At 67.6% G+C, this 22,173-nt stretch carries 18 protein-coding genes and 1 rRNA gene; 5 read left to right on the top strand and 14 right to left on the bottom strand.

The window, feature by feature from the left end; translation table 11 throughout:
- Both EV643_RS37735 and EV643_RS37730 read right to left on the bottom strand, forming a co-directional pair.
- Window positions 1–94, bottom strand: a 16S ribosomal RNA gene (locus tag EV643_RS37735); the annotation flags it as partial.
- Window positions 95–1,086: 992 nt separating this feature from the next.
- Window positions 1,087–1,311 carry a hypothetical protein gene (locus EV643_RS37730; RefSeq protein WP_133805012.1) on the bottom strand — a complete coding sequence of 75 codons (225 nt, stop codon included), beginning with the start codon at window positions 1,309–1,311 and terminating at the stop codon, window positions 1,087–1,089.
- Between the two features lie 183 nt (window positions 1,312–1,494).
- Here EV643_RS37730 and EV643_RS37725 point away from each other — a divergent pair, with 183 nt between their 5' ends.
- The gene (locus tag EV643_RS37725) at window positions 1,495–1,818 is read left to right on the top strand and encodes a YciI family protein (RefSeq protein WP_133805011.1); all 324 of its coding nucleotides are present in this window, start codon (window positions 1,495–1,497) and stop codon (window positions 1,816–1,818) included.
- Window positions 1,819–1,824: 6 nt separating this feature from the next.
- On the opposite strand, the gene EV643_RS37720 is transcribed toward EV643_RS37725, so the two are convergent.
- Window positions 1,825–2,028 carry a KTSC domain-containing protein gene (locus EV643_RS37720; protein WP_133805010.1) on the bottom strand — a complete coding sequence of 68 codons (204 nt, stop codon included), beginning with the start codon at window positions 2,026–2,028 and terminating at the stop codon, window positions 1,825–1,827.
- A 26-nt stretch (window positions 2,029–2,054) separates the two neighbouring features.
- Window positions 2,055–2,414, bottom strand: a complete 360-nt coding sequence (locus EV643_RS37715) for a helix-turn-helix domain-containing protein (protein ID WP_133805009.1) — start codon at window positions 2,412–2,414, stop codon at window positions 2,055–2,057.
- Window positions 2,415–2,545: 131 nt separating this feature from the next.
- Between EV643_RS37715 and EV643_RS37710 the strand changes: the two genes are divergently transcribed.
- Complete coding sequence (locus EV643_RS37710) at window positions 2,546–2,830, top strand: hypothetical protein (RefSeq protein ID WP_202869930.1); 285 nt, start codon at window positions 2,546–2,548, stop codon at window positions 2,828–2,830.
- 111 nt (window positions 2,831–2,941) lie between these two features.
- On the opposite strand, the gene EV643_RS45160 is transcribed toward EV643_RS37710, so the two are convergent.
- Both EV643_RS45160 and EV643_RS37700 read right to left on the bottom strand, forming a co-directional pair.
- Window positions 2,942–4,204 carry a hypothetical protein gene (locus tag EV643_RS45160; protein WP_202869929.1) on the bottom strand — a complete coding sequence of 421 codons (1,263 nt, stop codon included), beginning with the start codon at window positions 4,202–4,204 and terminating at the stop codon, window positions 2,942–2,944.
- Between the two features lie 163 nt (window positions 4,205–4,367).
- Entirely contained in the window at window positions 4,368–4,997 is a 630-nt protein-coding gene (locus EV643_RS37700) for a hypothetical protein (protein WP_133805008.1), read from the bottom strand.
- Window positions 4,998–5,175: 178 nt separating this feature from the next.
- On the opposite strand from EV643_RS37700, the gene EV643_RS37695 reads away from it, so the two are divergent.
- Window positions 5,176–6,000, top strand: a complete 825-nt coding sequence (locus tag EV643_RS37695; RefSeq protein WP_133805007.1) for an aldo/keto reductase — start codon at window positions 5,176–5,178, stop codon at window positions 5,998–6,000.
- A gap of 54 nt (window positions 6,001–6,054) precedes the next feature.
- Here the strand turns inward: EV643_RS37695 and EV643_RS37690 are convergent, their stop codons facing one another.
- From EV643_RS37690 to EV643_RS37660, 7 genes are all read right to left on the bottom strand, one after another.
- Window positions 6,055–8,085 (bottom strand): glycoside hydrolase family 3 protein, encoded by a 2,031-nt coding sequence (locus EV643_RS37690; RefSeq protein WP_133805006.1) that lies wholly within the window; start codon window positions 8,083–8,085, stop codon window positions 6,055–6,057.
- 259 nt (window positions 8,086–8,344) lie between these two features.
- The gene (locus EV643_RS37685; RefSeq protein WP_133805005.1) at window positions 8,345–9,115 is read right to left on the bottom strand and encodes a FadR/GntR family transcriptional regulator; all 771 of its coding nucleotides are present in this window, start codon (window positions 9,113–9,115) and stop codon (window positions 8,345–8,347) included.
- Between the two features lie 99 nt (window positions 9,116–9,214).
- The gene (locus EV643_RS37680) at window positions 9,215–10,291 is read right to left on the bottom strand and encodes a class I SAM-dependent methyltransferase (protein WP_133805004.1); all 1,077 of its coding nucleotides are present in this window, start codon (window positions 10,289–10,291) and stop codon (window positions 9,215–9,217) included.
- A gap of 11 nt (window positions 10,292–10,302) precedes the next feature.
- Complete coding sequence (locus EV643_RS37675; protein ID WP_133805003.1) at window positions 10,303–11,979, bottom strand: response regulator transcription factor; 1,677 nt, start codon at window positions 11,977–11,979, stop codon at window positions 10,303–10,305.
- An 87-nt stretch (window positions 11,980–12,066) separates the two neighbouring features.
- Window positions 12,067–14,958, bottom strand: coding sequence for a vitamin B12-dependent ribonucleotide reductase (locus EV643_RS37670; RefSeq protein ID WP_133805002.1), 2,892 nt, complete (start codon window positions 14,956–14,958; stop codon window positions 12,067–12,069).
- Window positions 14,959–15,060: 102 nt separating this feature from the next.
- Window positions 15,061–15,555, bottom strand: coding sequence for a transcriptional regulator NrdR (gene nrdR, locus EV643_RS37665; RefSeq protein ID WP_133805001.1), 495 nt, complete (start codon window positions 15,553–15,555; stop codon window positions 15,061–15,063).
- A 351-nt stretch (window positions 15,556–15,906) separates the two neighbouring features.
- Window positions 15,907–17,829, bottom strand: coding sequence for a glycerophosphodiester phosphodiesterase (locus tag EV643_RS37660; protein WP_238166080.1), 1,923 nt, complete (start codon window positions 17,827–17,829; stop codon window positions 15,907–15,909).
- 211 nt (window positions 17,830–18,040) lie between these two features.
- On the opposite strand from EV643_RS37660, the gene EV643_RS37655 reads away from it, so the two are divergent.
- Window positions 18,041–18,991, top strand: a complete 951-nt coding sequence (locus EV643_RS37655) for a nucleoside hydrolase (protein ID WP_133805000.1) — start codon at window positions 18,041–18,043, stop codon at window positions 18,989–18,991.
- 1,402 nt (window positions 18,992–20,393) lie between these two features.
- On the opposite strand, the gene EV643_RS37645 is transcribed toward EV643_RS37655, so the two are convergent.
- The gene (locus EV643_RS37645; RefSeq protein WP_238166079.1) at window positions 20,394–20,825 is read right to left on the bottom strand and encodes a LysM peptidoglycan-binding domain-containing protein; all 432 of its coding nucleotides are present in this window, start codon (window positions 20,823–20,825) and stop codon (window positions 20,394–20,396) included.
- A 523-nt stretch (window positions 20,826–21,348) separates the two neighbouring features.
- Between EV643_RS37645 and lexA the strand changes: the two genes are divergently transcribed.
- Window positions 21,349–22,137: a transcriptional repressor LexA gene (lexA, locus tag EV643_RS37640; protein WP_133804997.1), complete on the top strand. Its 789-nt coding sequence runs from the start codon at window positions 21,349–21,351 to the stop codon at window positions 22,135–22,137.
- The last annotated feature ends 36 nt before the right edge of the window (window positions 22,138–22,173 follow it).

Here is a 22,173-nt window from a genome sequence, read left to right as displayed (position 1 = left end):
CGCTCGTGTACCCCGAAGGGCCTTACCGCTCGACTTGCATGTGTTAAGCACGCCGCCAGCGTTCGTCCTGAGCCAGGATCAAACTCTCCGTTGAATAATATGACAAACCACTAAGTGGTGAGTCGACACATCGAGTAGATCCTTTGAATCAGAAACAATCAAACTGACTTGAATCAATAGTTTCAAAGGAATCCGCCACAGAACAACAGACAACCCAGCACCCAAAATCTCGAAGAGACCCGGGGTGGAAGAGATCGTCCAATGCCTGTGAACGGGGTTAATGCATATTTCGGCATTGACTTTCGGCACGCTGTTGAGTTCTCAAGAATCGGACGCACACCGCGCTTCAGACTTTCGTTTGAAGCTCCGGGGCAACTCGCCCAACTTTACTGTTTCGTCCGGGGCCGGTCAAATCGGCCTCTTTCGTCCCAGTCCCCCTGCGCGTCTTAGTGACCGAAACCCGCCGAGGGCGTGTTTCGGCTCCTTTGACCTTCAGGGAGTGGTCGGAGCGTCCGGCCGCTTTCGCGTCCCGCGCTCGCTCCAACAAGAAGAACATTACTGACATTCGCGGTGGAGATGCAAATCGGGGTCGGACACCTTCACCGAACCCTTGCAGACCCCTCCCGGCAGCACCGTCGCGATGCCGGCATCGTCCCTCAGGTCACACCCGTCTCCCGCGTCACCGCGGGCCACATCTTCCATGGTCCCCCACCACTCAAGCCCGGGTCCCAGACGGGTCGCGCGAGTGCAGCCGCCGTCGTCGCGGTGGGCGGGACGCCAACCTCGGATCCAGGGGTCTTGCCCGACAGGATCTCGGGGAACGGCCTTGGCCGGGACGACTGACTCAGGTCCAAAGACGCGGAGCGCGGGTGGGAAGACGATCGCTAGTCTCCCACCCGCCACGTACCGCACCGCCCAGTAGACGCCTCTCGGCGAGTGGCCGCTCGTAGCGGCTGAAGGTGAGGCCCGGGGGTCATACACCGGACGGCACCAGGTGTAACCGCACCCCTATCCCGCCTATTCTCCACGCCGCCGTCGACCACGGCCCAACTGAGCCTGGTCCCGAGCCCAGGTTTTGCGACGGCGTTATCGCGACGGTTGCGGCGCCTCGCAGTCGATCTTCGGGTTGGCACCGACGTAGTTCAGCGGGCCGGCGACGATGGTGACCAGGGTGGTTCCCACCTTCGCGCAGGTCGCGTCCGAACCGGCGAAGTAGTTCCGCTGGGCGGCCGCGGCCAAGCCGATCAGCAGCCAGATGACGACAAGGACGGTGACGACACGTGAGCTGGTCGTGGCTCTGCGAGTGACCATGGTCTATCTCCTGGTGCTGGGCACCCCCGTGGATCCACTCTCCGGTGCCCGTCGGCGACGCAGCGAAAACCCTTGCGCGGTCTTGTCGATTCGTCGGGTCGTCGTTCGTCAGCCAAGAGAACGCTCATCAGGGGGCGATTCCGCGGGCGCGTGGCGCTTTGCGAGACAAGGGAGGGCAACACCATGAGCAAGTACCTGTACCTGTACCGGGGACCGGCGACACCGATGGAGGACTTCACTCCGGAACAGGGCGAGGAGCAGATGAAGGCCTGGACGGAGTGGATGGGCAAAGCCGGCTCCGCCATCACCGACCAGGGCAACCCACTCACGCCGCGGGCGTCGGTCCGCGACGACGGTTCGACCACCGAGCCGAGCGACCAGAACGGCTACACGATCGTCGAGGCCGCCGACCTCGACGCCGCCAGGGCACTGCTGGACGGACACCCGTTCCTGTCCGAGGGCAAGGGCCGGTTCGCGGTCGAGATCTTCGAGATCCAGCCGATGTAGGACCGCTCAGATCTCGCGGAACTCGTAGTACGGCTTGATCTCCGTGTTGACATAGTTTCCGATGCTCTCCGCGGCGAGGAGTCCGGCGTACGTGGGCTGCGGCACGTCGTAGTACTGATAGACGCTGCCGCCCACGTACTCCAACTCGAGGGTGCCGTCCTGCCACCCGACCGATCGCACGCTTGACGAGTTCACCGGCCGACGCCGCATCCCTGGCTCCCTTCGGTACGCCGTAGTCAGTGTGCCGGGGTCTCCTCTCTTGGCAAGAGGCGGGCGACCACGCGGGCGAGATCGGTGACGGCGACGTTGAGCTCGGTCAGCACCGCCTGATCCAGCTTCTCCTCCTCGACCGGGTCCGGGAGCTCCTCGCCCAGGCCCGCGGCGAATCGGGCTCGGGTCTCGCTGTTCGCCCGGCCGAGCGAGGTGTCGAGCGCCTCCTGGAGCTGCGGGCTCGGCACCATGTCGGGTCGTTTGCGCCACTTGGACACCGTGCGCGGGGCGACGCCGAGATGCCCGGCGAACGCCTCGTTGGTCAGCCGCATGGCCGCCTGCAGTGCACGGGCATGTCTGCCGGTCCACTCTTCGATCACTTTCATCGAGCCTCCTTTGATCACCCTGTGCAATCAGAGTACGGCGATTCCGTGACCCTCCGGGTGCACGATCAGTGCCCTGTGGATACTCGGTCAGTTCATGGGCAGCGGGTCCTCTGGGACGTTGACTTGGGGCCATGGACGAGACGAGTGGCAGTACGGCGACGTTGCCGCGGCGGCGTCATCTGAGGCTGGCTCAGAGGGCCGGCCCGCGGTGTTTCCAGTTGGTGCGGTATCTCGACGTCTCCGGAGTCAGTGGCACGGGTGTCGTCGCCGAAGGAGTGGAGTGGTCCGACGGCAGCGTCGCCTTGCACTGGGCTGGGAGGTACCCGACGACCACCGTGTGGCAGGACGGCGTCGAGGCTCTCTTGGCAGTTCACGGCCATCAGGGCGCGACGACGATCCGCTGGCTCGACACTTGACCCCGGTAGGGCCGGCGCCATCCCCTGCGCTCAGGCGCGCCGGCCCTACCGGTCAAAAGGCTGAGGTCGCTGGAGACATGCGTCGCCGTCGCTGGGAGACGCGTGCCGAGGTCAATCGGAGAAGAACTCCTCGCGGTACCGCCCGTTGCGGTTGTCCGCGGCATCCGGCCGCGGCATCCCGTTGCCAGGTTGGCGGTCTGGTTCACCGGACGTTTTCCGGGTGACGTCCGGCGAATCGTCGGCCAATGGGGAGTCAGGCTCGCCAGACGCCGGCGCCTTCGGGTCGGCCGAGGTGGTCGTTCCAGCAACTCGAGCGGACGGGTTGGAGGTCTCGGTGTTGGAAGCCTCGGGGTTGGCGGGTTCGGAGGGTGGTGAGGTCTTGGAGGTGAATTCGACGGGAGGAGGTTGAGAGGCGCTGGAGAGGAGAGCGGCTAGTTCGGTGGCGGACGTGACAGCCAGACGCGGGTCGCGGCCGGCGGTCTCGTGCGCGCGGTCGAGGCTCTTGTCGGCGGTGGTGCCGGGGCCCTTGTCAGCGGTGGTGTCGAGGTTGCTGTCGGCAGTTTCGAGGTTGTTGGCGACGGCTGAGAGTTGGGAGAGGGTGCCGAGCAGGTTGACGGCTTCCTCTACCTGGCCTGGGTTGTTCACCAACCACCAGACTGCGGCCGAACCAGGTGTGGCCAGGACGTCGTCCGTCAGGTAGGCGCGCTGATCGCGCTCCATTCGGCGTTCGAGCAGGGTGGTCTGCTCGCGACGGTGAAGTGCGGCCAGGACCTGGAGGTGCTTGCTGTCGGCGTCGGGGAGACGAAGCCGGACTTCGGTCGCCCAAGTGCGGACTTGGCCGCGTTCGTCCAGATCCGGTTCGCCGAGCAGGGCCGCGAGCCGGTGCTGGTTCAGAGCTTCCTCGGTGGGTCGCTGGCCTGCGGTGAGCACCTTCGCACGAGCCAGCAGCGCATCCACGGCCACACTGCCGAGATCCCCATGGCGCGATCCCGACAGAACGGCCGACCAGTGCACAACAGCCGAAAAACTGAACTGGAAGTCAGGTGATGCCGAAGGCAGCCGCACATCCGCGATCGTCCTCGTCGGCGGCAAGCTGAACACCGGATCCTGGTCCGGATAGCGCGCCACGGGGGCCGGCGTGGACCGCCCAGGCTGGGCGCTCGACCCGGATGAGCCAGCCGAGGTGGACGGGGCGGTGATGGCGATCGGCAAGGGCTTCTTGGCCGGTTCCCTCAGCAGAACGGCCGCGGCCAGCAGGAGGACGATGGCACTGAGGACCGCCACCCAGCCGGGCAGCCCGAGCACGAGACCCAGCAGATAGAGGATGGCGACGACCGCCGCAGCGGCCAGGAGCGAGCTCTTGTCCAGCTTCATCGGGGTTTCCTTCAAGGCAGCAACACCCGGCGGACCGGCTGATCGTGCTCCCCGCTGTTGGTCACCTGGGCGGTAAAACGCACAAAAAGTTTCACATGTCCCGCCACTCCCAGCCACCGCACTGCGTGTCGCTGGATCGGCGGCGCGGCTGTGGGCGGCGGGGCTAGCCGGCTAGGGAGCGGAGGGCTCGGCGGGAGGGGGTTAGGAGGACTGGTCTGTAGGGGCAGCGGGCGTCGGTGAGAGTTTCGTAGGCGCGGATGGCTCGGTCGGCGGCGTCCCAGCCTTGTTCGGCGGGGCTTTTGCCGAGGCCACGGTTGCGGATCAGGGCGCCGTAGAAGGCGGAGCAGAAGACGGTCGCCTCGTACCAGCCGATGACGGCGCTGGTGCCGATGTAGGTGATGTCGTCCTGCAGGCAGTCGCGGATGGCGCGTTGCCACTTGCCGATGCCGGTCTTGCAGCCGTCGGCGATCACGACACCGCTGGCGATGCCGTACTGGCGGTCGACGAACCAGTCGGCCAGGGCGCTGAGCGACACCTGGGTCTGGCCGTCGGTGGACAGGAAAGAGGGTTCCTCGCTGTGGTCACCGTGTGCCATCACGTGCAGCACGCTGGACGGGGTGGTGAGCGCGGAGAACGCCGTCTCGTGGTCGCGGGAGCGGATGAAGTTCACGTCGATGACGGGGTCGTTCCAGCCGGCGTTGACGTTGCCCACGATGCCCTGGACGAACGACATCGACGCGTCGAACGAGCTGTCCAGACCGAGGTCCACCAGTGTGATCAGCCGATTTTTCATCGCCCCACCCCTTCCTCGCGTTCCGATCCCGCCAACCCATGATGAACCACGCCGCCGACAGTCCGCCGCCCCAATAGGCAGTGTTGAGACGGTCGGCTCCGGGCGCGCTGAACCGTACGACGTACGGCGTGGTGCGGTGGGGCTACGGTGTCGGGGTGGTGTTGACGGAGGAGGGTCGATGAGTCTGGTTCCGATGGTTACGTTGAGTCATGGGGCCGTGATGCCGCGGGTGGGCTTGGGGACTTCGCCGATGGGGGATGCGGAGGCTGAGCGCGCTGTGGCTGAGGCGCTCGAGGCCGGTTTTCGGCTGGTTGACACGGCTGAGGCGTACCGGAATGAGGTCGGCGTCGGGCGCGGGTTGAAGGGGACGCCGCGCGAGGAGCTGTTCGTCACCTCGAAGTTCAACAAGCAGTGGCACAGCGTGGACGGCGTGCGGACCACGCTCGAGGCGAGTGCGGAGAGACTGGGGCTCGAGTACCTCGACCTGTTGCTCATCCACTGGCCGAACCCGGACCAGGACCGGTACGTCGACGCGTGGCGCGGGCTGATCGAGTTGCGTGAGGCAGGACTGGTCCGCGCGATCGGTACGTCCAACTTCAAGCCGTCGCACCTGCAACGGGTGATCGACGAGACCGGGGTCGCCCCCGAGGTGAACCAGATCCAGCTGAGCCCACTGTGGACCAAGCAGGAGAACCGCGACTTCCACGCGCAGCACGGGATCGTCACCGAGGCGTGGAGCCCGATCGGCAAGGGCAGCGACTTGTTGGAGCGCCCGGTCCTCCTGGAGATCGCCCGCGCACATGGGAAGACACCCGCGCAGGTCGTACTGCGGTGGGAGGTCCAGCTGGGCGTAGTACCGATCCCCAAGTCGGCCAATCGGCAGCGGCTCGAGCAGAACCTTGCCCTGTTCGACTTCGAGCTCACCGACGACGAGATGGCGCAGTTGTCGGCACTCGACGGGTCGGGGTCAGTCCCGGCCGACTCGGACCGGTTCGGGCACTGACCCCAACCACACAAGGCCTGGACAACCACGCAGGACCTACAACCACACAGGGCCTTACTTGGTACGCAACCCCCAACCGAACGGGTACAGCGGGTTGTAGTTGCGGTCGCCGACGTTGATCGGCTCCTGGTCCGCACTGCGCGGCCAACTGTGCGACAGCTTGCCCGTGAACGGCCGCTTCCCGAACAGGACGTCCGCGACTCCCTCACCCTGCGAACCAGGAAGCCACGACGCCACCAGCGCGTCGATCTTGGCCAGCTGCGCCGGAGCGATCACCTGCGGCCGCCCGGACACCACCAGCACAACGCACTTGGCGACAGCGCCACACACCTTGTCCACCACGGCCTTGTCGACAGGCTGCAACTCGAGGCTCTTCTCCTCGCGCGGCACTCCGCCGTCCTCCGGGTCCCAGGGCCACTCCGGACCGCCGACGTCGCCGAAGCCCTCGGCGTACGGGGTCTCCCCCACCACGACCACAGCGGCATCACTGCCGGCCGTCGGTGCCGAACCGTCCTTGCTGTAGGTGACCTGCGCGCCCGCCTGCTGGATGCCTTCGAGGATGCTGTTGCCCGGGATCCGGTCCTGCCCAGTCGCCCCTTGCCAGCTGAGCGTCCAGCCGCCGGCCTGGTTGCCCATGTCGTCAGCGTTGCGTCCGGCAACATAAACCTTGGCGTTCTTCTTCAGCGGCAGCACACCACCGGAATTCTTCAGCAATACCTGGGATTTCGCGACCGCCTCGCGTGCGAGCGCCCGATGCGCAGCCGATCCGACGTCACCGAGATGCGTGCGATCCGTGTACGGCTTCTCGAACAGACCGAGTTCGAACTTCTTCGTCAGGATCCGCCGGACGGCGTCGTCGATGCGCGGCTGCGCTACCCGGCCGGCCCGGACCTCGTCGAGCAACGTGATTTCGAACGACTGGTACGAGTTCGGCTCCATGAACATGTCGATCCCGGCGTTCACCCCGGTCCGTACCTGGGTCGCCCAGTCGCCCGGCAACTGGTGGATCCCCTCCCAGTCGGAGATCACGAAGCCGTCGAAGTCGAGCTTGCCTTTGAGTACGTCGGTGATGAGTTCGCGGTTCGCGTGCATCTTGATCGGGTTGCCTTCACCGTCCTCGGTCCAGTCCACACTGGAGAACGACGGCATCACTGTGCCCGTGTCGTAACGGCCGACGGCGTCGACGTACGGCGCGAGGTCGATGCGGACGAAGTCGCGGCGGTTGGTCACCGTCACGCCCTGGTCGATCGTGTAGTCGCCGGCGGCCGAACCGAACCTCGTGTCGCCGTCTCCCGCGTAGTGCTTCGTACTGGCCAGCACCCGGTCGTTGTCGCGCAGCTCGCCGGATCGCGTGCCCTGGAAGCCCTCGATGCTGGACGCATACCGGGTCACCAGCCCGGGATGCTCGGAGAAGCTCTCGTACGTCCGGCCCCACCTTGCGTCGCGCGCCACGCAAACGCAGGGTGCGAACGTCCATTGCGGACCGGTCGCGCGGGTTTCCTCGGCGACCACGTGTGCGATCCGCCTGACCAGGTCCGGATCCCAGGTGGAACCGAGACCGATGTTGTGCGGGAAGACCGTTGCCCCGAGCAAGTTTCCGTGACCGTGCACCGAGTCGACGCCGTACAGGAGCGGGATCTGCAAGCGGGTCTTCAGCGCCTCCGCCTGGAACCGGTCGACCATGTCCGCCCAGCCCTGCGGGGAGTTCGGGGTCGGAACGGATCCGCCGCCGGAGAGTACGGAACCCAGTCCCCAGACCTTGATGAGTGACGCGTCGCCGGTGACGGCGCCTCGCTCGGCCTGGGTCATCTGGCCGACCTTCTCCTCCAGCGTCATCCGGAGCAGCAGGTCCTCGACGCGGTGCCGGATCGGCAGCTTGGCGTCGAGGTACGCCTGTCCGGTGTTGCTGATTTGCGGACGGCCGAATGCATCAGTCCCGTACGCCGCGCCGCCGACGGCGTACGCCGTACTCCCGTCGTCGGGTGCGACCGTGGCGGCCGGGGTGGCGGCGAGGGCGAGCACCAGGACGGCGGGGAGGACCGTCCGGCGGGCCCGGATACGAAGAGGTGATTGGCTCAAACGCATGACTTCTCCTCGGGCGAGTTAGGAGGTAGAGCGCTTTCATCGCCACCCTCCGATGCCGCCAATCCGAGGTCAAGACGTCACAACACCCCTTGCGCCGAACGGCATCCGGCCTGGAACGCGACGCGCTGTGGCTGGCGTACCGCTCGACATGAGGTGGTCGGCGGCCGGGGTGTTCATTGGGTGGGCTTCAGGCGTGGCGGGCCCCCTGGCGGAGGACCACCTCATGTCGATCGGTACAGACGACGTGGCCGGTCGGCGGTTAGTCGGTTGGTTGGGTTGAGGTGGTGGGGTCGGTTGAGGCGTCGGTTTGTAGGCCGATGAGCATTTCGTCGCGGAAGGCGGTTAGGTGCTGGCGCCAGATCTCGGCCGCCTGGTCGGCTTCGCCCAGGACGATGTGGCGGATGACGCGGCGTACTTCGTCTACGTGGCCCTCGCGGGTGATGTTCGGTTTGAGGGCGGACGACCTGAGCTCCATCCAGCGGTCGGATTCGGTGTGCTTGAGCGCCTCCTCGAGCGCGGTTTCCAGGACCGGATTGCGGGCGGCCCGGGCGACTGCGCGGTGGACCGGGAGGTCACTCTCGTACTCACCCGTGCGCGCGAACTCCTCCTCGAGGTCGGCGCCGGCCTGTTGCAGCGCGGCGATGTCCTCCGGGAAGCGCTTCTCGGCCGCGAGCCGGGCGAGTTCGGGCTCGATCACCAGTCGAGCCTCGAACACCTGGGTCGGCGTGACCTCGGCGCCCCAGTTGGCGACGTGGGCCGGCGAGGCGATCACCACCGTCCCGTGTCCCTGCCGCGCCTGGACGAGTCCCGCGAGCTCGAGTCCGGCCAGCGCCTCGCGTAGCGTCGGTCGGCTGACGCCGAGGATGCGGGCGAATTCACGCTCGGACGGGAGTCGCTCGTGCTGCTTGATCCGGCCCTCGCGGATGGCCGCGACCACCTGGTCTGCTACCTGGGCAGGTGCGCTCCGCGGCACGACGACCGGGGCGAAGGGGCTCTCGTTCGGCTGGGGACGCCCTGCTGAGCTGGTCACAAAGAGAAGTGTAGAACAGGTTGACAGGTGGTCTGGCCAATTGCGATAGCCCGCGCAACCAAACCTCACCCCCGCGCATCCCACCACCTTCGCTCCGGATTAACCCTTCGTCGCGATGTAGTACGCGTTGAAGGCGTCAGCCTCGACGTGGGTGACCTCGACCGACGAGAACCCCGCCTCACCCAACATCTGCTCGGCCTTCTGCCGCCCCCAGACCGTGCCGAGTCCGTCCCCGCCAAGTGCCAACGACACCGTCATGCAATGCAACGTCGACACCCCATAAAGGAACTGCCCGAACGGATGATCGATGTTGTCCTCCAGATTGCTGGACGCCTCGATGTCGACCATCAGGAACACCCCACGGGGTCGCAACGACGCCGCGATCCCCGCCAGCACCTTCGCCGGATGCGCCTGGTCGTGAACGGCATCGAACGCCGTGACCAGATCGAATCTCTCGAACTCGGCCAGCTCAGCCGCGTCCCGCAGTACGAACTCCGCGTTGGCCAGGCCATACCGCTCAGCCTCCGCCCGACCCGCAGCGATCCCCTCCTCGGAGAAGTCATAGCCCACGCACCGGCTGTTCGGGTACGCGCGAGCGATCAAGTTGATCGCATGACCACTACCGCACCCGACATCCGCCACATCAATCCCAGCCCGAAGGCGATCGGACAGCCCCGGGACAAGCGGAAGGATCCCGTCGACCAGTGCCGCATCGAACACCGCGCCGCTGTCCTCTGCCATCAGCCGATGGAACTCGCCGTACTCCGAGTACGGCACGCCGCCACCTCGCCGGAAGCAGTCGACCACCTTCGACTCAACCCCAGCCAGCAACCCGATGAACTGCGTTGCCTTCGCCAGGTTGTCCGGCCCGGCCGCCCTGGTCAGGAACGCGGCGTGCTCCGGCGGCAACCGATACGTGCGCTCGGTCGCGTCGTACTCCGTGATCCGCGCTGCGCTCATCGCGCCCAGCCACTCCCGGACGTACCGCTCCTGCAGATCCGCGGCGCCGGCGATCTCGTGACTGGTGGCCGGCGGCAACGTCGCGAGCGTGTCGAAGAGACCGGTCTGGTGCCCGATGCTGAGCAGCAACGCCAGGGTCCCGTGGTTCAGCACACCGGCCAACTCCGCACCGAAGGCCTCGGCGCGCGTCTGGTCGAAAATCTGGGTGTCGCTCATTGCGACCTCCTTCAGTCGGTGCTCCGAGCATCCGCGCGCGGGCCGCGTCGAGCATCGGTGAACTCACCCAAATGCTGAGCTGCGTAGGCGGCGGCCTCGGTCCGGTTTCGAAGGCCCAACTTCGACAACAGGCTCGCGACGTGATGCTCCACAGTCCGGCGACTGATGTAGAGGCGGGCCGCGATCTCCGGGTTGGACAAACCCTCAGCCAGTACGCCGAGGACGTCGCGCTCGCGTTTGGTGAGCAGACCGACGCCCCGTGGTCCGACCCGTGCCGCGGCAGCACCGGCCGCGCGTAACCAGGCAGCGGCCTTGTCGGCATCGCTGGACGCGCCCAAGTCCTCAAAAACCGTCAACGCGATCCGTGCCTCGCTCACCGCCGGCCCGGGTTCCTCGACGGCAAGCGCGGTCGCGAGAGCCATCCGGGTCCGCGCCACCTCCAGCGGCAATTCCAACCGACCGAACAACTCCTGCGCGGCCGACAGTCGCAGTACGGCCTCTGCATGTTTGCCCTGAGCAAACAGAGCCTGACCAGCAAGCCGCTCGGCCCGTGCCGCAATCAAAGCGCTGTCCGCACTGAGCTCAGCAAGCCGTCGAGCCTCCTCAGCCGCCGCCTCGGCGTCACCGCTCGCCAGGAGGGCTTGACCGAGGACTTCACGCAGCCGTGCCTCCTCCGGCCGCCGCGTCTCGACCGCAGCCAAGTGCCTCCGCGCCAACGAGACCGCCATCGCCGGCTCACCTGCAGCGAGGTACGCGGCCGCCAGCACCGGCCGCACGATGGCGTGATCCTCAAAGCCGACCAACAACCGCTGCGCCTCACTAACCTGTCCCTGCGCGAGCCGCAACTCGGCGAGGCACGCGGCCGCCTCGGCCTGGATCGCAGGCAACGACTCTCGAGCCAACTCGGCCGCAGCGGCCAACTCACCTTCCGCCCGCGCCCAATCACCAGTCGACACCAGCACCGCGCCGTACGACGCCCGGCAGGTCGCATGGAGATACGGGCAACCGTAGCGATCGATGAAGCCATCCAGCGATCGCGTCCACTGCACCACGCGCAAGAAGTCGGCACCGCGGACACACGACCTCATCAGCAGACAACTGGTGTACACCACCGTGTCGAGGTTGCCCTCTCCCCCAAGCGCCCCCGCGAGCGCTTCGTCGAGCAACGCCGCACCCTCGGTGATCCGGCCGAGATCGATCAGGGCCGACCCCGACAGACTCAGCGCACACAACTCGAGATCGCGATCCTCAGCCCGTACGCCGACCGCGCGTGCCTCCTCGGACCACGCCGCGACTTGTTCGGGGTCATCCGCGGACCCTCCCCGAGCCAACGACGCCCAGGCCGTCACGACCGGATCGCCCACCGTCTCGGCCAACCGAACCGCCCGCGCCGCCCACCCCTTGGCCGCCGCCCGATCCCCGAAGTTCGCGTCGTACAGCACGCTGAGCCCGACCGCCATGAACACCGCCTGCGCCGGATCCGACCGGCTGAAGCCCGTGTACGCACGCTCCCAACAGGAGAAGGCCTCTCGAACCTCCCCCAGCCACCAGACCGCAGTACCCAACCCGGCAAGACCTTCGGCGGTCTCCTCAACCCCAACCGACTCGCCGAACGCCTCCCGCGCCTTCACCCACTCCCCCGCCGCCAGCGCAACCCCACCCGCCGCAAGGAGCTCCCCCACCTCCACAACCCCGACGGTACTCGCGATTTGAACGCACTGCGGCCCCCGGGGGAAGTGGGAAGTCCCGGGGGCCGTGGTGCTGTCAGCTACAGGTCAGCTGCAACCAGAGGTGGAGCCGCAGCCTTCGCAGACGTAGCAGGAGCCGCTCGGACGCATCTTGGTGCCGCAGGTGAAGCAGAGCGGCGCGTCGACCGAGGTGCCGGTGATGAGCTCGAACATCTCGGCGGTGGTGCGGACCTCGGAGGTGTCGATCGGCTTGGCCGCGGCCTCCTCGACCGAGTGGGCCTTCTCGGCGGCCGGCTCGATCGACTTCAGCGATTCGGCCTCGGAGATCTCGACCGGGGCCGGTTCGTAGGAACCTGTGTCGAGCTGGCGGGACCGCTCCTCCGCGGAGTAGATGCCGAGCGCGGCCCGCTCGTCGAACGGCAGGTAGTCCAGCGCCAGCCGGCGGAAGATGTAGTCCATGATCGACTGCGCCATCCGGACGTCCGGGTCGTCGGTCAGACCGGCAGGCTCGAACTTCAGGTTGGTGAACTTCTGCACGTAGGTCTCCAGCGGGACACCGTGCTGCAGCGCGATCGAGATGGCGATCGAGAACGCGTCCATCACCCCGGCCAGGGTCGAGCCCTGCTTGCCCATCTTCAGGAAGACCTCGCCCAGACCGTCGTCCGGGTACGAGCCGGCGGTCATGTAGCCCTCGGCGCCGCCGACACTGAAGGACGTGGTCCGCGACGGGCGGGACTTCGGCAGACGCTTGCGGGTCGGCCGGTACTCGATGACCTTCTCGACGATCTTCTCCGCGACGGCGGCCTCGGCGGCGACGGTGTCGGCGGCCTTCTTCGCCTTCGCGTCCGCCAGCGGCTGGCCGACCTTGCAGTTGTCGCGGTAGACGGCCAGCGCCTTCAGGCCGAGCTTCCAGCCCTGGAAGTAGACGTCGGCGATCTCTTCGACTGTTGCTGTCTCAGGAAGGTTGACGGTCTTCGAGATTGCGCCCGAAAGGAACGGCTGCGCGGCCGCCATCATCCGGACGTGGCCCATCGGCTTGATCGCCCGCTCGCCCATCGCGGTGTCGAAGATCTCGTAGTGCTCCGGCTTCAGGCCCGGCGCGTCCACCACGTGGCCGTGCTCGGAGATGTACTCGACGATCGCCTCGATCGTCTCCTCGGTGTAGCCGTACAGCCGCAGCGCCCGCGGCACCGTCTGGTTGACGATCTGCATCGAGCCGCCGCCGACCAGCTTCTTGAACTTCACCAGCGAGAAGTCCGGCTCGATCCCGGTGGTGTCGCAGTCCATCATGAAGCCGATGGTGCCGGTCGGCGCGAGCACCGACGCCTGCGCGTTCCGCCAGCCGTTCTTCGCACCGATCTTGAGGACGCCGTCCCACGCCGCGGTGGCGTGCTTCTGGACGTCCTTGTCGATCTCGTGAATCGTCCGGATCGCGTCGTTGGCCGCGGCGTGCTTGCGCATCACCCGGGTGTGCGCGTCCTTGTTCCGCTCGAACCCGTCGTACGGGCCGACGACGCCGGCCAGCTCGGCCGACCGCTTGTACGACGTACCGGTCATCAGCGACGTGATAGCGCCCGCCAGTGCGCGACCACCGTCGGAGTCGTACGCGTGCCCGGTCGCCATCAGCAGCGCGCCGAGGTTCGCGTACCCGATGCCCAGCTGCCGGTACGCGCGGGTGGTGTCGCCGATCGCCTCGGTCGGGAAGTCGGCGAAGCAGATCGAGATGTCCATCGCGGTGATGATCAGCTCGACCGCCTTGACGAACTTCTCCGAGTCGAACAGGTCGTCGTCGCGGAGGAACTTCATCAGGTTCAGCGACGCCAGGTTGCAGGAGGAGTTGTCCAGGTGCATGTACTCCGAGCACGGGTTGGACGCGGTGATCCGGCCCGTCTCCGGGGTGGTGTGCCAGTCGTTGATGGTGTCGTCGTACTGCAGGCCCGGGTCGGCGCAGGCCCACGCGGCCTGGCTGATCTTGTCGAACAGCCCGCGCGCGTCGACGGTCTCGATCACCGAGTTGTCCAGCCGGGCGCGCAGCCCGAAGCTGCCCTTCTCCTCGACCGCGCGCATGAACTCGTCGGTGACCCGGACCGAGTTGTTCGCGTTCTGATACTGCACCGAGGTGATGTCGCGGCCGCCGAGGTCCATGTCGAAGCCCGCGTCGCGGAGGACCCGGATCTTCTCCTCCTCGCGCATCTTGGTCTCGACGAACTCCTCGATGTCCGGGTGGTCCACGTCGAGGACGACCATCTTGGCCGCACGCCGGGTGGCCCCGCCGGACTTGATCGTGCCTGCCGACGCGTCCGCGCCGCGCATGAAGCTGACCGGGCCGGACGCCGTACCGCCGGAGGACTGCAGCAGCTCCTTGGACGACCGGATCCGGGACAGGTTCAGACCGGCACCGGAGCCGCCCTTGAAGATCAGGCCCTCCTCCTTGTACCAGTTCAGGATCGAGTCCATCGAGTCGTCGACAGCGAGGATGAAGCAGGCCGACACCTGCTGCGGGGACGAGGTACCGACGTTGAACCAGACCGGCGAGTTGAAGCTGAAGTACTGGTGCAGCAGCATCCAGGTGAGCTCGTGCTCGAACACCTCCGCGTCGGCGGGCGTGGCGAAGTAGCCGTAGTCCTCGCCGGCCTTGCGGTAGGTCTTCACCACCCGGTCGAGCAGCTGCTTCAGGCTCCACTCGCGGTTGTCGTGGCCGACGGCGCCGCGGAAGTACTTGGTGGTGACGATGGTGGAGGCGTTCACGCTCCAGTAGTCGGGGAACTCGACCCCGCGCTGCTCGAAGACGGTCTCACCCGTCTTCCAGTTCTGCTGTACGACGTCGCGACGCTCCCACGTCACGTCGTCGTACGGGTGAACACCCTCGGTCGTGAAGATGCGCTCGATGGTGAGTCCCGTGGGCGCGCTCTTGCGCCCCCGGAACCCGGCCGCCGACCGCTTGGTCGGCCCCGAGTGGCCGGTCACCGTCTCTGTCATGGTTGCTCCTCGCCCTGTGTCTGCACTGCGCGGCCTGTCGGGGCCGCCCCGTTGTGATCGTGCTGGTGCTGCGCTACTGCCTGGTGTTGCTGCTTCCCCGATTTACGTCTGCTGCGCTGGCCGCAACGGGTCCGGTTCGGTGCCCTGGGGCTCTTTCTCGGCCCGGAGCAGCGCGATCTCGGTCTCGAAGTCGTCGGCGGACTCGAACTGCCGGTAGACGCTGGCGAACCGCAGGTACGCCACCTCGTCCAGCTCCCGCAGCGGCCCGAGGATGGCCAGGCCGACCTCGTGCGCGGGCACCTCCGGCGAACCGCTCGCCTTGAGCGCGTCCTCCACCTTCTGGCCCAGCCGGGCCAGCGCGTCCATGTCGACCGGCCGGCCCTTGCAGGCCTTGCCGACGCCGTTGATGACCTTCTCCCGGCTGAACGGCTCGGTCGCGCCGGAGCGCTTCACGACCGTGAGCTGCATCTGCTCGACGGTGGTGAACCGCTTCTCGCAGACCGGGCACTGCCGCCGGCGGCGGATCGCTCCGCCGTCCTCGGCCACCCGGCTGTCCACGACCCGGGAGTCGATGTGCCTGCAATACGGACAGTGCACGACGGATCACTCCTCCCGTAGATCGCCGCGGGGGCGGCGATTGTGGATCAACCTGGGGACAACTTGTGTATGACCTGTGAGTAACTGACCACTACCTGTGGAAAATTACACCCGTGTAACCACTACATCTAGGGATGCTACGTCCCGGCTCCGACACTTTGCAAGAACGCCCGGATCTCGCGCGCGTCTCACTGTTTCCAACACTTGCGCGGCCCGGTGTACTCCCGCGTGGCGTCCACACGTTGGCCCTGTCGAGGCGCAAAATACGTCCCGCTGACTACTCAGGTAGCGCCCAAACAGAACCGGCCGGACCCCTGGTTGTGGGGCCCGGCCGGGTTGGTGTGGACGGGATCAGAGGGTGGCTAGGGCTCGCGCTTCGGTGACGATCTGCTGGCGGCGTACCGGGGTCAGGCCGGTCGCGCCCGGCGTGTTCGCGTACGCCGCGAGTACGGCGTACTGGCGTTGGCCGAGCAGTGTGGTCAGCGTGGAGACCGTGGCGGGTGATGCGCCGGAGGTGAGGATCAGGTTCGCCAGTCCGGTCGGGGTGGCGACGATCTCGAACTTCGACTCGGTGGCGGTCTCACCGATGACGGCCTTGATCACGTGTTCGCCGGCCGTGAGTTCCGTCGTATCGACCGCGGCGCCGTTGGCGATCGGCCGGCCGTCGAGGGTGATCGTCACCGGCTCGGCCGAGTTGTTGCCAACCGCGATTCGGAGCAGCTGGGCCCGGTCGATCCGCTGACCGGCGGCTGGGCTGAGCACGGTGGCGCTGGGCTTGGTCCGCTGCAGGAAGGCGGCGTTCCAGCCGTACAGCTCGGCGGGGCGGTTGGTGATGATGCCGTCGACACCGGCCTTCTCCAGCGCGTTCCAGCGGGTCGCGTCGTCGACCGTCCAGACGTTGATGGCGACTCCGGCGGCGTGCAGCTCGGCCGCGATGCCCGGGCGGGTCTGGAACGCCGCGTCGGACGGGTTGTACGCGGACAGCTCGAGGTCCTTGGCGATCGCGACCGGGTCGGGGTCGAGAGTGCTGCGGAGCAGGCCGAGCGGGAGTTCGGGGGCGAGTTCACGCATCCAGCGCAGGTGCTGCGGCTCGAAGCTCTGCACGAAGACCCGGCTGCTCATGTTCCGGCTGCGGATGTCGGTGACGATGCGCGCGACCGAGTCCCTGGTGTGCACGCCCTTCACCTCCAGCAGCAGGTTGCCGCCGCGGGCCTTGAGGCCGTCCAACTGCTGCCCGAGGGTCGGCACCCGCTGTCCCGTGAAGGCCGGGGCGAACCAGGAGCCCGCGTCCATCGTCGCGACCTCGGCGAGCGTGAGGTTGCGGATCGCGCCGGTACCGTCCGTGGTCCGGTCGACGGAGGTGTCGTGCAGGATCACCGGTACGCCGTCCTTGGTCGGCTGGACGTCGTTCTCGATCCACTCCGCACGGGCGCGACGGGCGACCTCGTCGGAGGCCGCGGTGTTCTCCGGCGCGGCACTCGATCCACCGCGGTGCGCCCATACCCTCAGGGGGTCGCCGGTCTTGCGGATGAACGACTCCTTGGCCAGCGGAGTCACCCGGAGGTCGTCGAAGGAGACGGTCGCGCCGTTGACGATCAACGCCTGCACACCCGTCGTACTGCGGTTCACCATCGTCGTACGAAGGGCTTCGCGGCCGTCGACGTACCAAGTGGCGCGAGTACCACGGACCTCGACGGCGACCGCGACCTCCTTGCCGATGCCGACCTGGAGCGGGGCGGCGGCGGTGTCGGTGACGTTCCAGGTGTTTGCCGCGGTGCGCTGGGCGAACTCGAGTCCGTTGGTCGCGGTCGACCCGTTGCGCAAGGTCGCGATCGACCACGGAACCGCGCCGGTGGGAGCCAGGTCGAGTCCGAAGGCGACCCAGCGGGCGGCGTCCAGCGCGGACTCGAAGCGCAGGCGACTCTCGATCCGGAAGTCGGTCAGCGGTGTGCCGAAGGTGATCCGGCTCTGCTGGGCCGAGCTCGTCGAGGTGCCGACGAGGCGGCCGTCCTGGACCTTCCAGGTCCCCTCGACCGCGGTCCAGCCGGTCGGCAGGCTCGACCCGTCGAACTTCTCGTCGACGGTCGGGGTCGGCGCGTCGGCGGCGAGGGCGTCTGCCGTGAAGGCGTCGGCTGTAAGTGCGTCGGCGGCCTGGGGCGCGGCGGGCGCGAACGGGTCGGCTTCAGCGGCGCTCGGGGTGATCAGTGCGGTCAAAGTGGCACCTGCGACGAGGGCAGTCAGCACAGCACGAGGGCGGCGTGTTGTCAGCTTCATGGTCACCGAACGTAGGAAACCCCCGCTAACACCGGCGAAGCTGGTGATGAATTGACCGCCAACGCCCGGTAGACCCGGCAAACGAGGCCCGCCGGATCCGGAGGCCGGAGGGCGGTGAAGCCGGTGGGTGCATCGGTGGATCCGGTGAGGTGAGGTCGGTGGATCGCGGTGGAAGGGGTCGGTGGAGCCGGGGATGGGAAAGGATGGCGGTATGAAGCCGGTCATCCTTGATGTCGACACGGGGCTCGACGACGCCTGCGCGCTGCTGCTCGCCGCTCAGCACCCGGATCTGGATCTGAAGGCGGTCACCTGCGTCGGCGGCAACGTCGGTCTCGACGAGGTGGTCGTCAACACCCTGACCGTGCTCGAAGCAGCCGGCCGCGAGGACGTACCCGTGGCCCGCGGCGCCGCCCTGCCCCTCCTGCAACCAGTCCGCTCCGCCCCACACGTCCACGGTGTCGACGGCCTGGGCGACATCGACTGGCCCAAATCAACCCGTACGCCGGTCGGCGCGCACGCGGTCGAAGTACTGCGCGACAACCTCCGCGAGGCGGCCCGCACCGGCGAACTCATCACCCTGATCCCGCTGGCTCCGATGACGAACATCGCCCTGCTGCTCCGGACCTACCCGGAAGCGGCAGCCGGACTCCGCGAGATCGTCTTCATGGGTGGCGCCGCCGGGATCGGGAACGCGACAGCCTCGGCCGAGTTCAACATCTGGACCGACCCCGAAGCCGCCGCCATCGTCCTCAGCACCGCCGGCCGGCTCGGCGTCGGAGTCACCATGTACGGCCTGGACGTCTTCTACGACGTCCCCATCACCCTCGACCAGGCCCGCTCACTCGGCGGCTCCCCCTCCGCCGACCTGGCCCGCCGCCTGATCGAGAAGCGAAGCGAGCTCTACAAGGCGGATGCGGCCAGCATCGGTGACGGCGGCGCGGTCTGCGCCGTGATCGACCCGTCCGGCCTGACCACCGAACCCTACCCCCTGCACGTCGAACTCTCCGGCAGCTGGTCCCGCGGCCGCACCATCGTCGACACCCGCGACTGGTCCGGCGACCTAACCTCAGACCCCTACGGTCCCCCACCCCCGGTGGTCCAGGTAGCCACCGCGGTAGACGGCCCCCGCTACACCAACCTCTGGCTAAACACCGTCCAATAACCCGCCCCGCCCCCAATCGCACCACCGTCGCCCGCCTCGATCGCACCACCCCGCCCACCTCGATCGCTCCGCCCCGCCCCCGATCGTCCCCAATCGCACCGCCCCCCGCCCACCTCGATCGCACCGCCCCGCCCCGCGATCGCGCCACCCTTGCCCCCGATCACGCCACCCCGCGCACCTCGATCGCACCGCCCCCGCCGACACGACCAGCCCACGCGCCGGCACGATCCCGCCTGTGCGCCGACACGATCCCGCCCGTGCACCGTCGAGTCGTGGATTGGCAGGCTCGGAATTCGATTGCCAAGCCACGAAATCCACGACTCGCCGACCCCGATGGCAGACCCATGGGCAACGATCGCCGGTCCGCCAGGAGCTCGCCGCACCTTGAGCACCCACCGGCCACGTTCAGCCCCAGTTCATGACCGCCCCGTGCCCAAGGTCCCCCTCGACGCGCATGCCGGGCCAATACCCGTTCCACCACCCAGAATGGGGAGACCTTTTCGCTCAACGTGGGCGGATTTCTACCGCCTGACCGCACACATTTCCCTCCCCGAACCACCGACGCACGGACCGATCTATGACGCGACCCAGTTGCAGCGCGGATCAGCACGGCGGGGGCGAGCGGCGAAGGTGCCGACGGCAAAGGGTTCATGCGCAGAGCGGGTCGGGGGCGCGGCGACGGCGACGGCGGGGACGCGGACGGGCACGGGGACCGGGACGGGCACGCGGACGGGCACGGGCACACGGACGAGCACGGGGACCGGGACGGGCACGCGGACGGGCACGGGCACACGGACGAGCACGGGGACCGGGACGGGCACGCGGACGGGCACGGGGACCGGGACGGGGCGTTGACAAGAGACGGCGGGTGCCGAGCCACTCCGGTTTGCGAAGGCCTCATCCAACTCTTGGTTGCAGCGACCAAGGTCCCCGGGGCGTGCGCGGCGCACCGCCGACTTGTCGGCGTTGGTCGGAGTGCTGGTCCAAGGGTGCGGATGCCCTGACATGCGGGCGCTCACCGGCCGGACGCTGGCCAACGATGCGAAAACCTGAACCGGAGCACCGGTCCGTCTCCGGATCGCAGACGGTCTGGTGCGGGGATCGCGCCGCCTCTACGCTGCGAACGGCTGGCGCGGGCAATCACGACGTCACTGGGTACAGAGCGTCTGATGCGCGGGAGATCGCTCCGTCTCCAGATGCAGGCGGCACAGCAAGCGCGGCCGAGCGGTACCGGCGGCTCAGCGCGGCGAGAAATCGCATCGCCTCCGGGGACCAGACGGTCTGGTGCGCGAGGGCTCGCTCCGCCTCCGGTTCGCGGATGGTCGGGCGGGCGGGAGAGCCCTTCAGCTCGGCGGGCGTGTTCCCCGCGCGCTTCAGCTCGGCGGGCGTGGTCCCGCGCGCGTCAGCGGACGGGGATTTGGAGGGTTTGGCCGGGGGTGACGTCGGCGGCGTTGTCGAGGTTGTTGAGGTTGGCGATCTGCTCGACGACGGAGGCCGGGTTGTCGGTGGGGTTGGTGTCCTGGGCGATGGACCAGAGGGTCTGCCCGGCGCCCACCTCGACCTGGATCGTGCGGGTGAACTGGGGCTCAGGCTCGAGAACGCCGGCCACGCGCAGTCCGAGGACGGCGATCGCGGCGCCGAAGACGAGCACCGAGACGGTCGTGAGCAGAGCGCGGCCTCGGCGGGTCAGCCGCAGTGTCGGTGGTTCCGCCTCGGCGACGGTCGGGTAGCGGAAATCCCCACGGCGGACGGCAGTGCGCGCCAAGCGCGGCTGGACGTGCCGCCCGAGGTCCTCGCCGGAGCACGCGCGCACCGGCAGCCGCTCGGTCGTCATCCCAGCAATCCTCGGACGCCGAGTCGGCCGGACCGGATCAGCCGAAGGCGCTACAGGTGGGGTGAGCTCGGGCGCTCTGGGGGTGGTCGGCCGGCTTGTTGCCGGTGTGTCTGTCTCCAGAGCCTGTGCCACGGCCGCTGTGCTCATCGGATCCTCCAGACCCTTCGTCCAGACCTCGTCCTGCGCTGTCGATCTCTGTCTACCGGCCGCCGCCGACAGTTTTCGGCGAGCGGGCTGCCGGACCGGTTTCCCGGCGGCCGTCGAGCGAGCCGAACACCTGTTCGATCGAACGCCTGTACGAATGATTAACCGACAGGCCCGGTGATTGCAACCTCTTCCAACCAGGACACGCCCGGGAAATTCCCGATTACGCGCGCGCCTATAACCTGACACACGAACAGACGTGCGAACCGACACGCCTTCGAACAGATGTTTGAAGAATCTCAGGATTCGGTCTACGGTCATCTCAGTCGACAAAGCAAGGCCGGGCTCGTTTCCGGCCCGACCCGAGGAGTTGCCACCGATGGCCAGGACGCCGAGCGGTTCCAGCAAGGACGAGCGCAAGACTGCGGGGCAGCGCGATCAGAGCGCGGCCGACCAGACCGTCACCGAGCTGCCCGACGGACCCGCCGACGCGACCGGTCTGACCCCGCGGCAGCGCCGCGTGCTGGACGTCATCCGGGACTCGGTGGACAGCCGCGGCTACCCGCCTTCGATGCGGGAGATCGGCGAGCGGGTCGGCCTGACCAGCTCGTCGTCGGTGTCGCACCAGCTGCGGGTGCTGGAGCAGAAGGGCCTGCTCCGCCGCGACCCGAATCGCCCACGTGCCATCGAGGTCCGCTACCCCGGCGAGGTCGCCGACGCTGCCCGCCGGTCCACGCTGGGCTCGGTTCGGCAGACGGCGTTCGACGAGACCGGTGCGGGCGACGCGCACCCGGCCGCGGCGTACGTACCGGTGGTCGGCCGGATCGCCGCTGGTGGGCCGATCCTCGCCGAGCAGGACGTCGAGGAGATCTTCCCGTTGCCCAGAGCAATGGTCGGCGAAGGAACGCTGTTCATGCTGAAGGTCAAGGGCGAGTCGATGATCGAGGCCGCCATCTGCGACGGCGACTGGGTTGTGGTCCGCCAGCAGCAGACCGCGGAGAACGGTGACATCGTCGCTGCCATGATCGACGACGAGGCGACCGTGAAGACGTTCAAGAAGACCAAGGACCAGATTCTGCTCCTACCACACAACCCGGCGTTCGAGCCGATCGACGGCAAGGACGCGGTGATCCTCGGGAAGGTCGTAACAGTTCTGCGGCGGGTCTGACATCTCAGACGACGCGCGAAGTCGGGCGTGTCGTGT

Origin of the sequence: Kribbella caucasensis (assembly GCF_004361855.1) — a bacterium.
In the GTDB taxonomy this organism is placed as follows: Bacteria; Actinomycetota; Actinomycetes; order Propionibacteriales; family Kribbellaceae; genus Kribbella; species Kribbella caucasensis.
The sequence above is the reverse complement of the archived record's forward strand: the minus strand, read 5'-3'. Positions and strand labels throughout refer to the sequence as shown.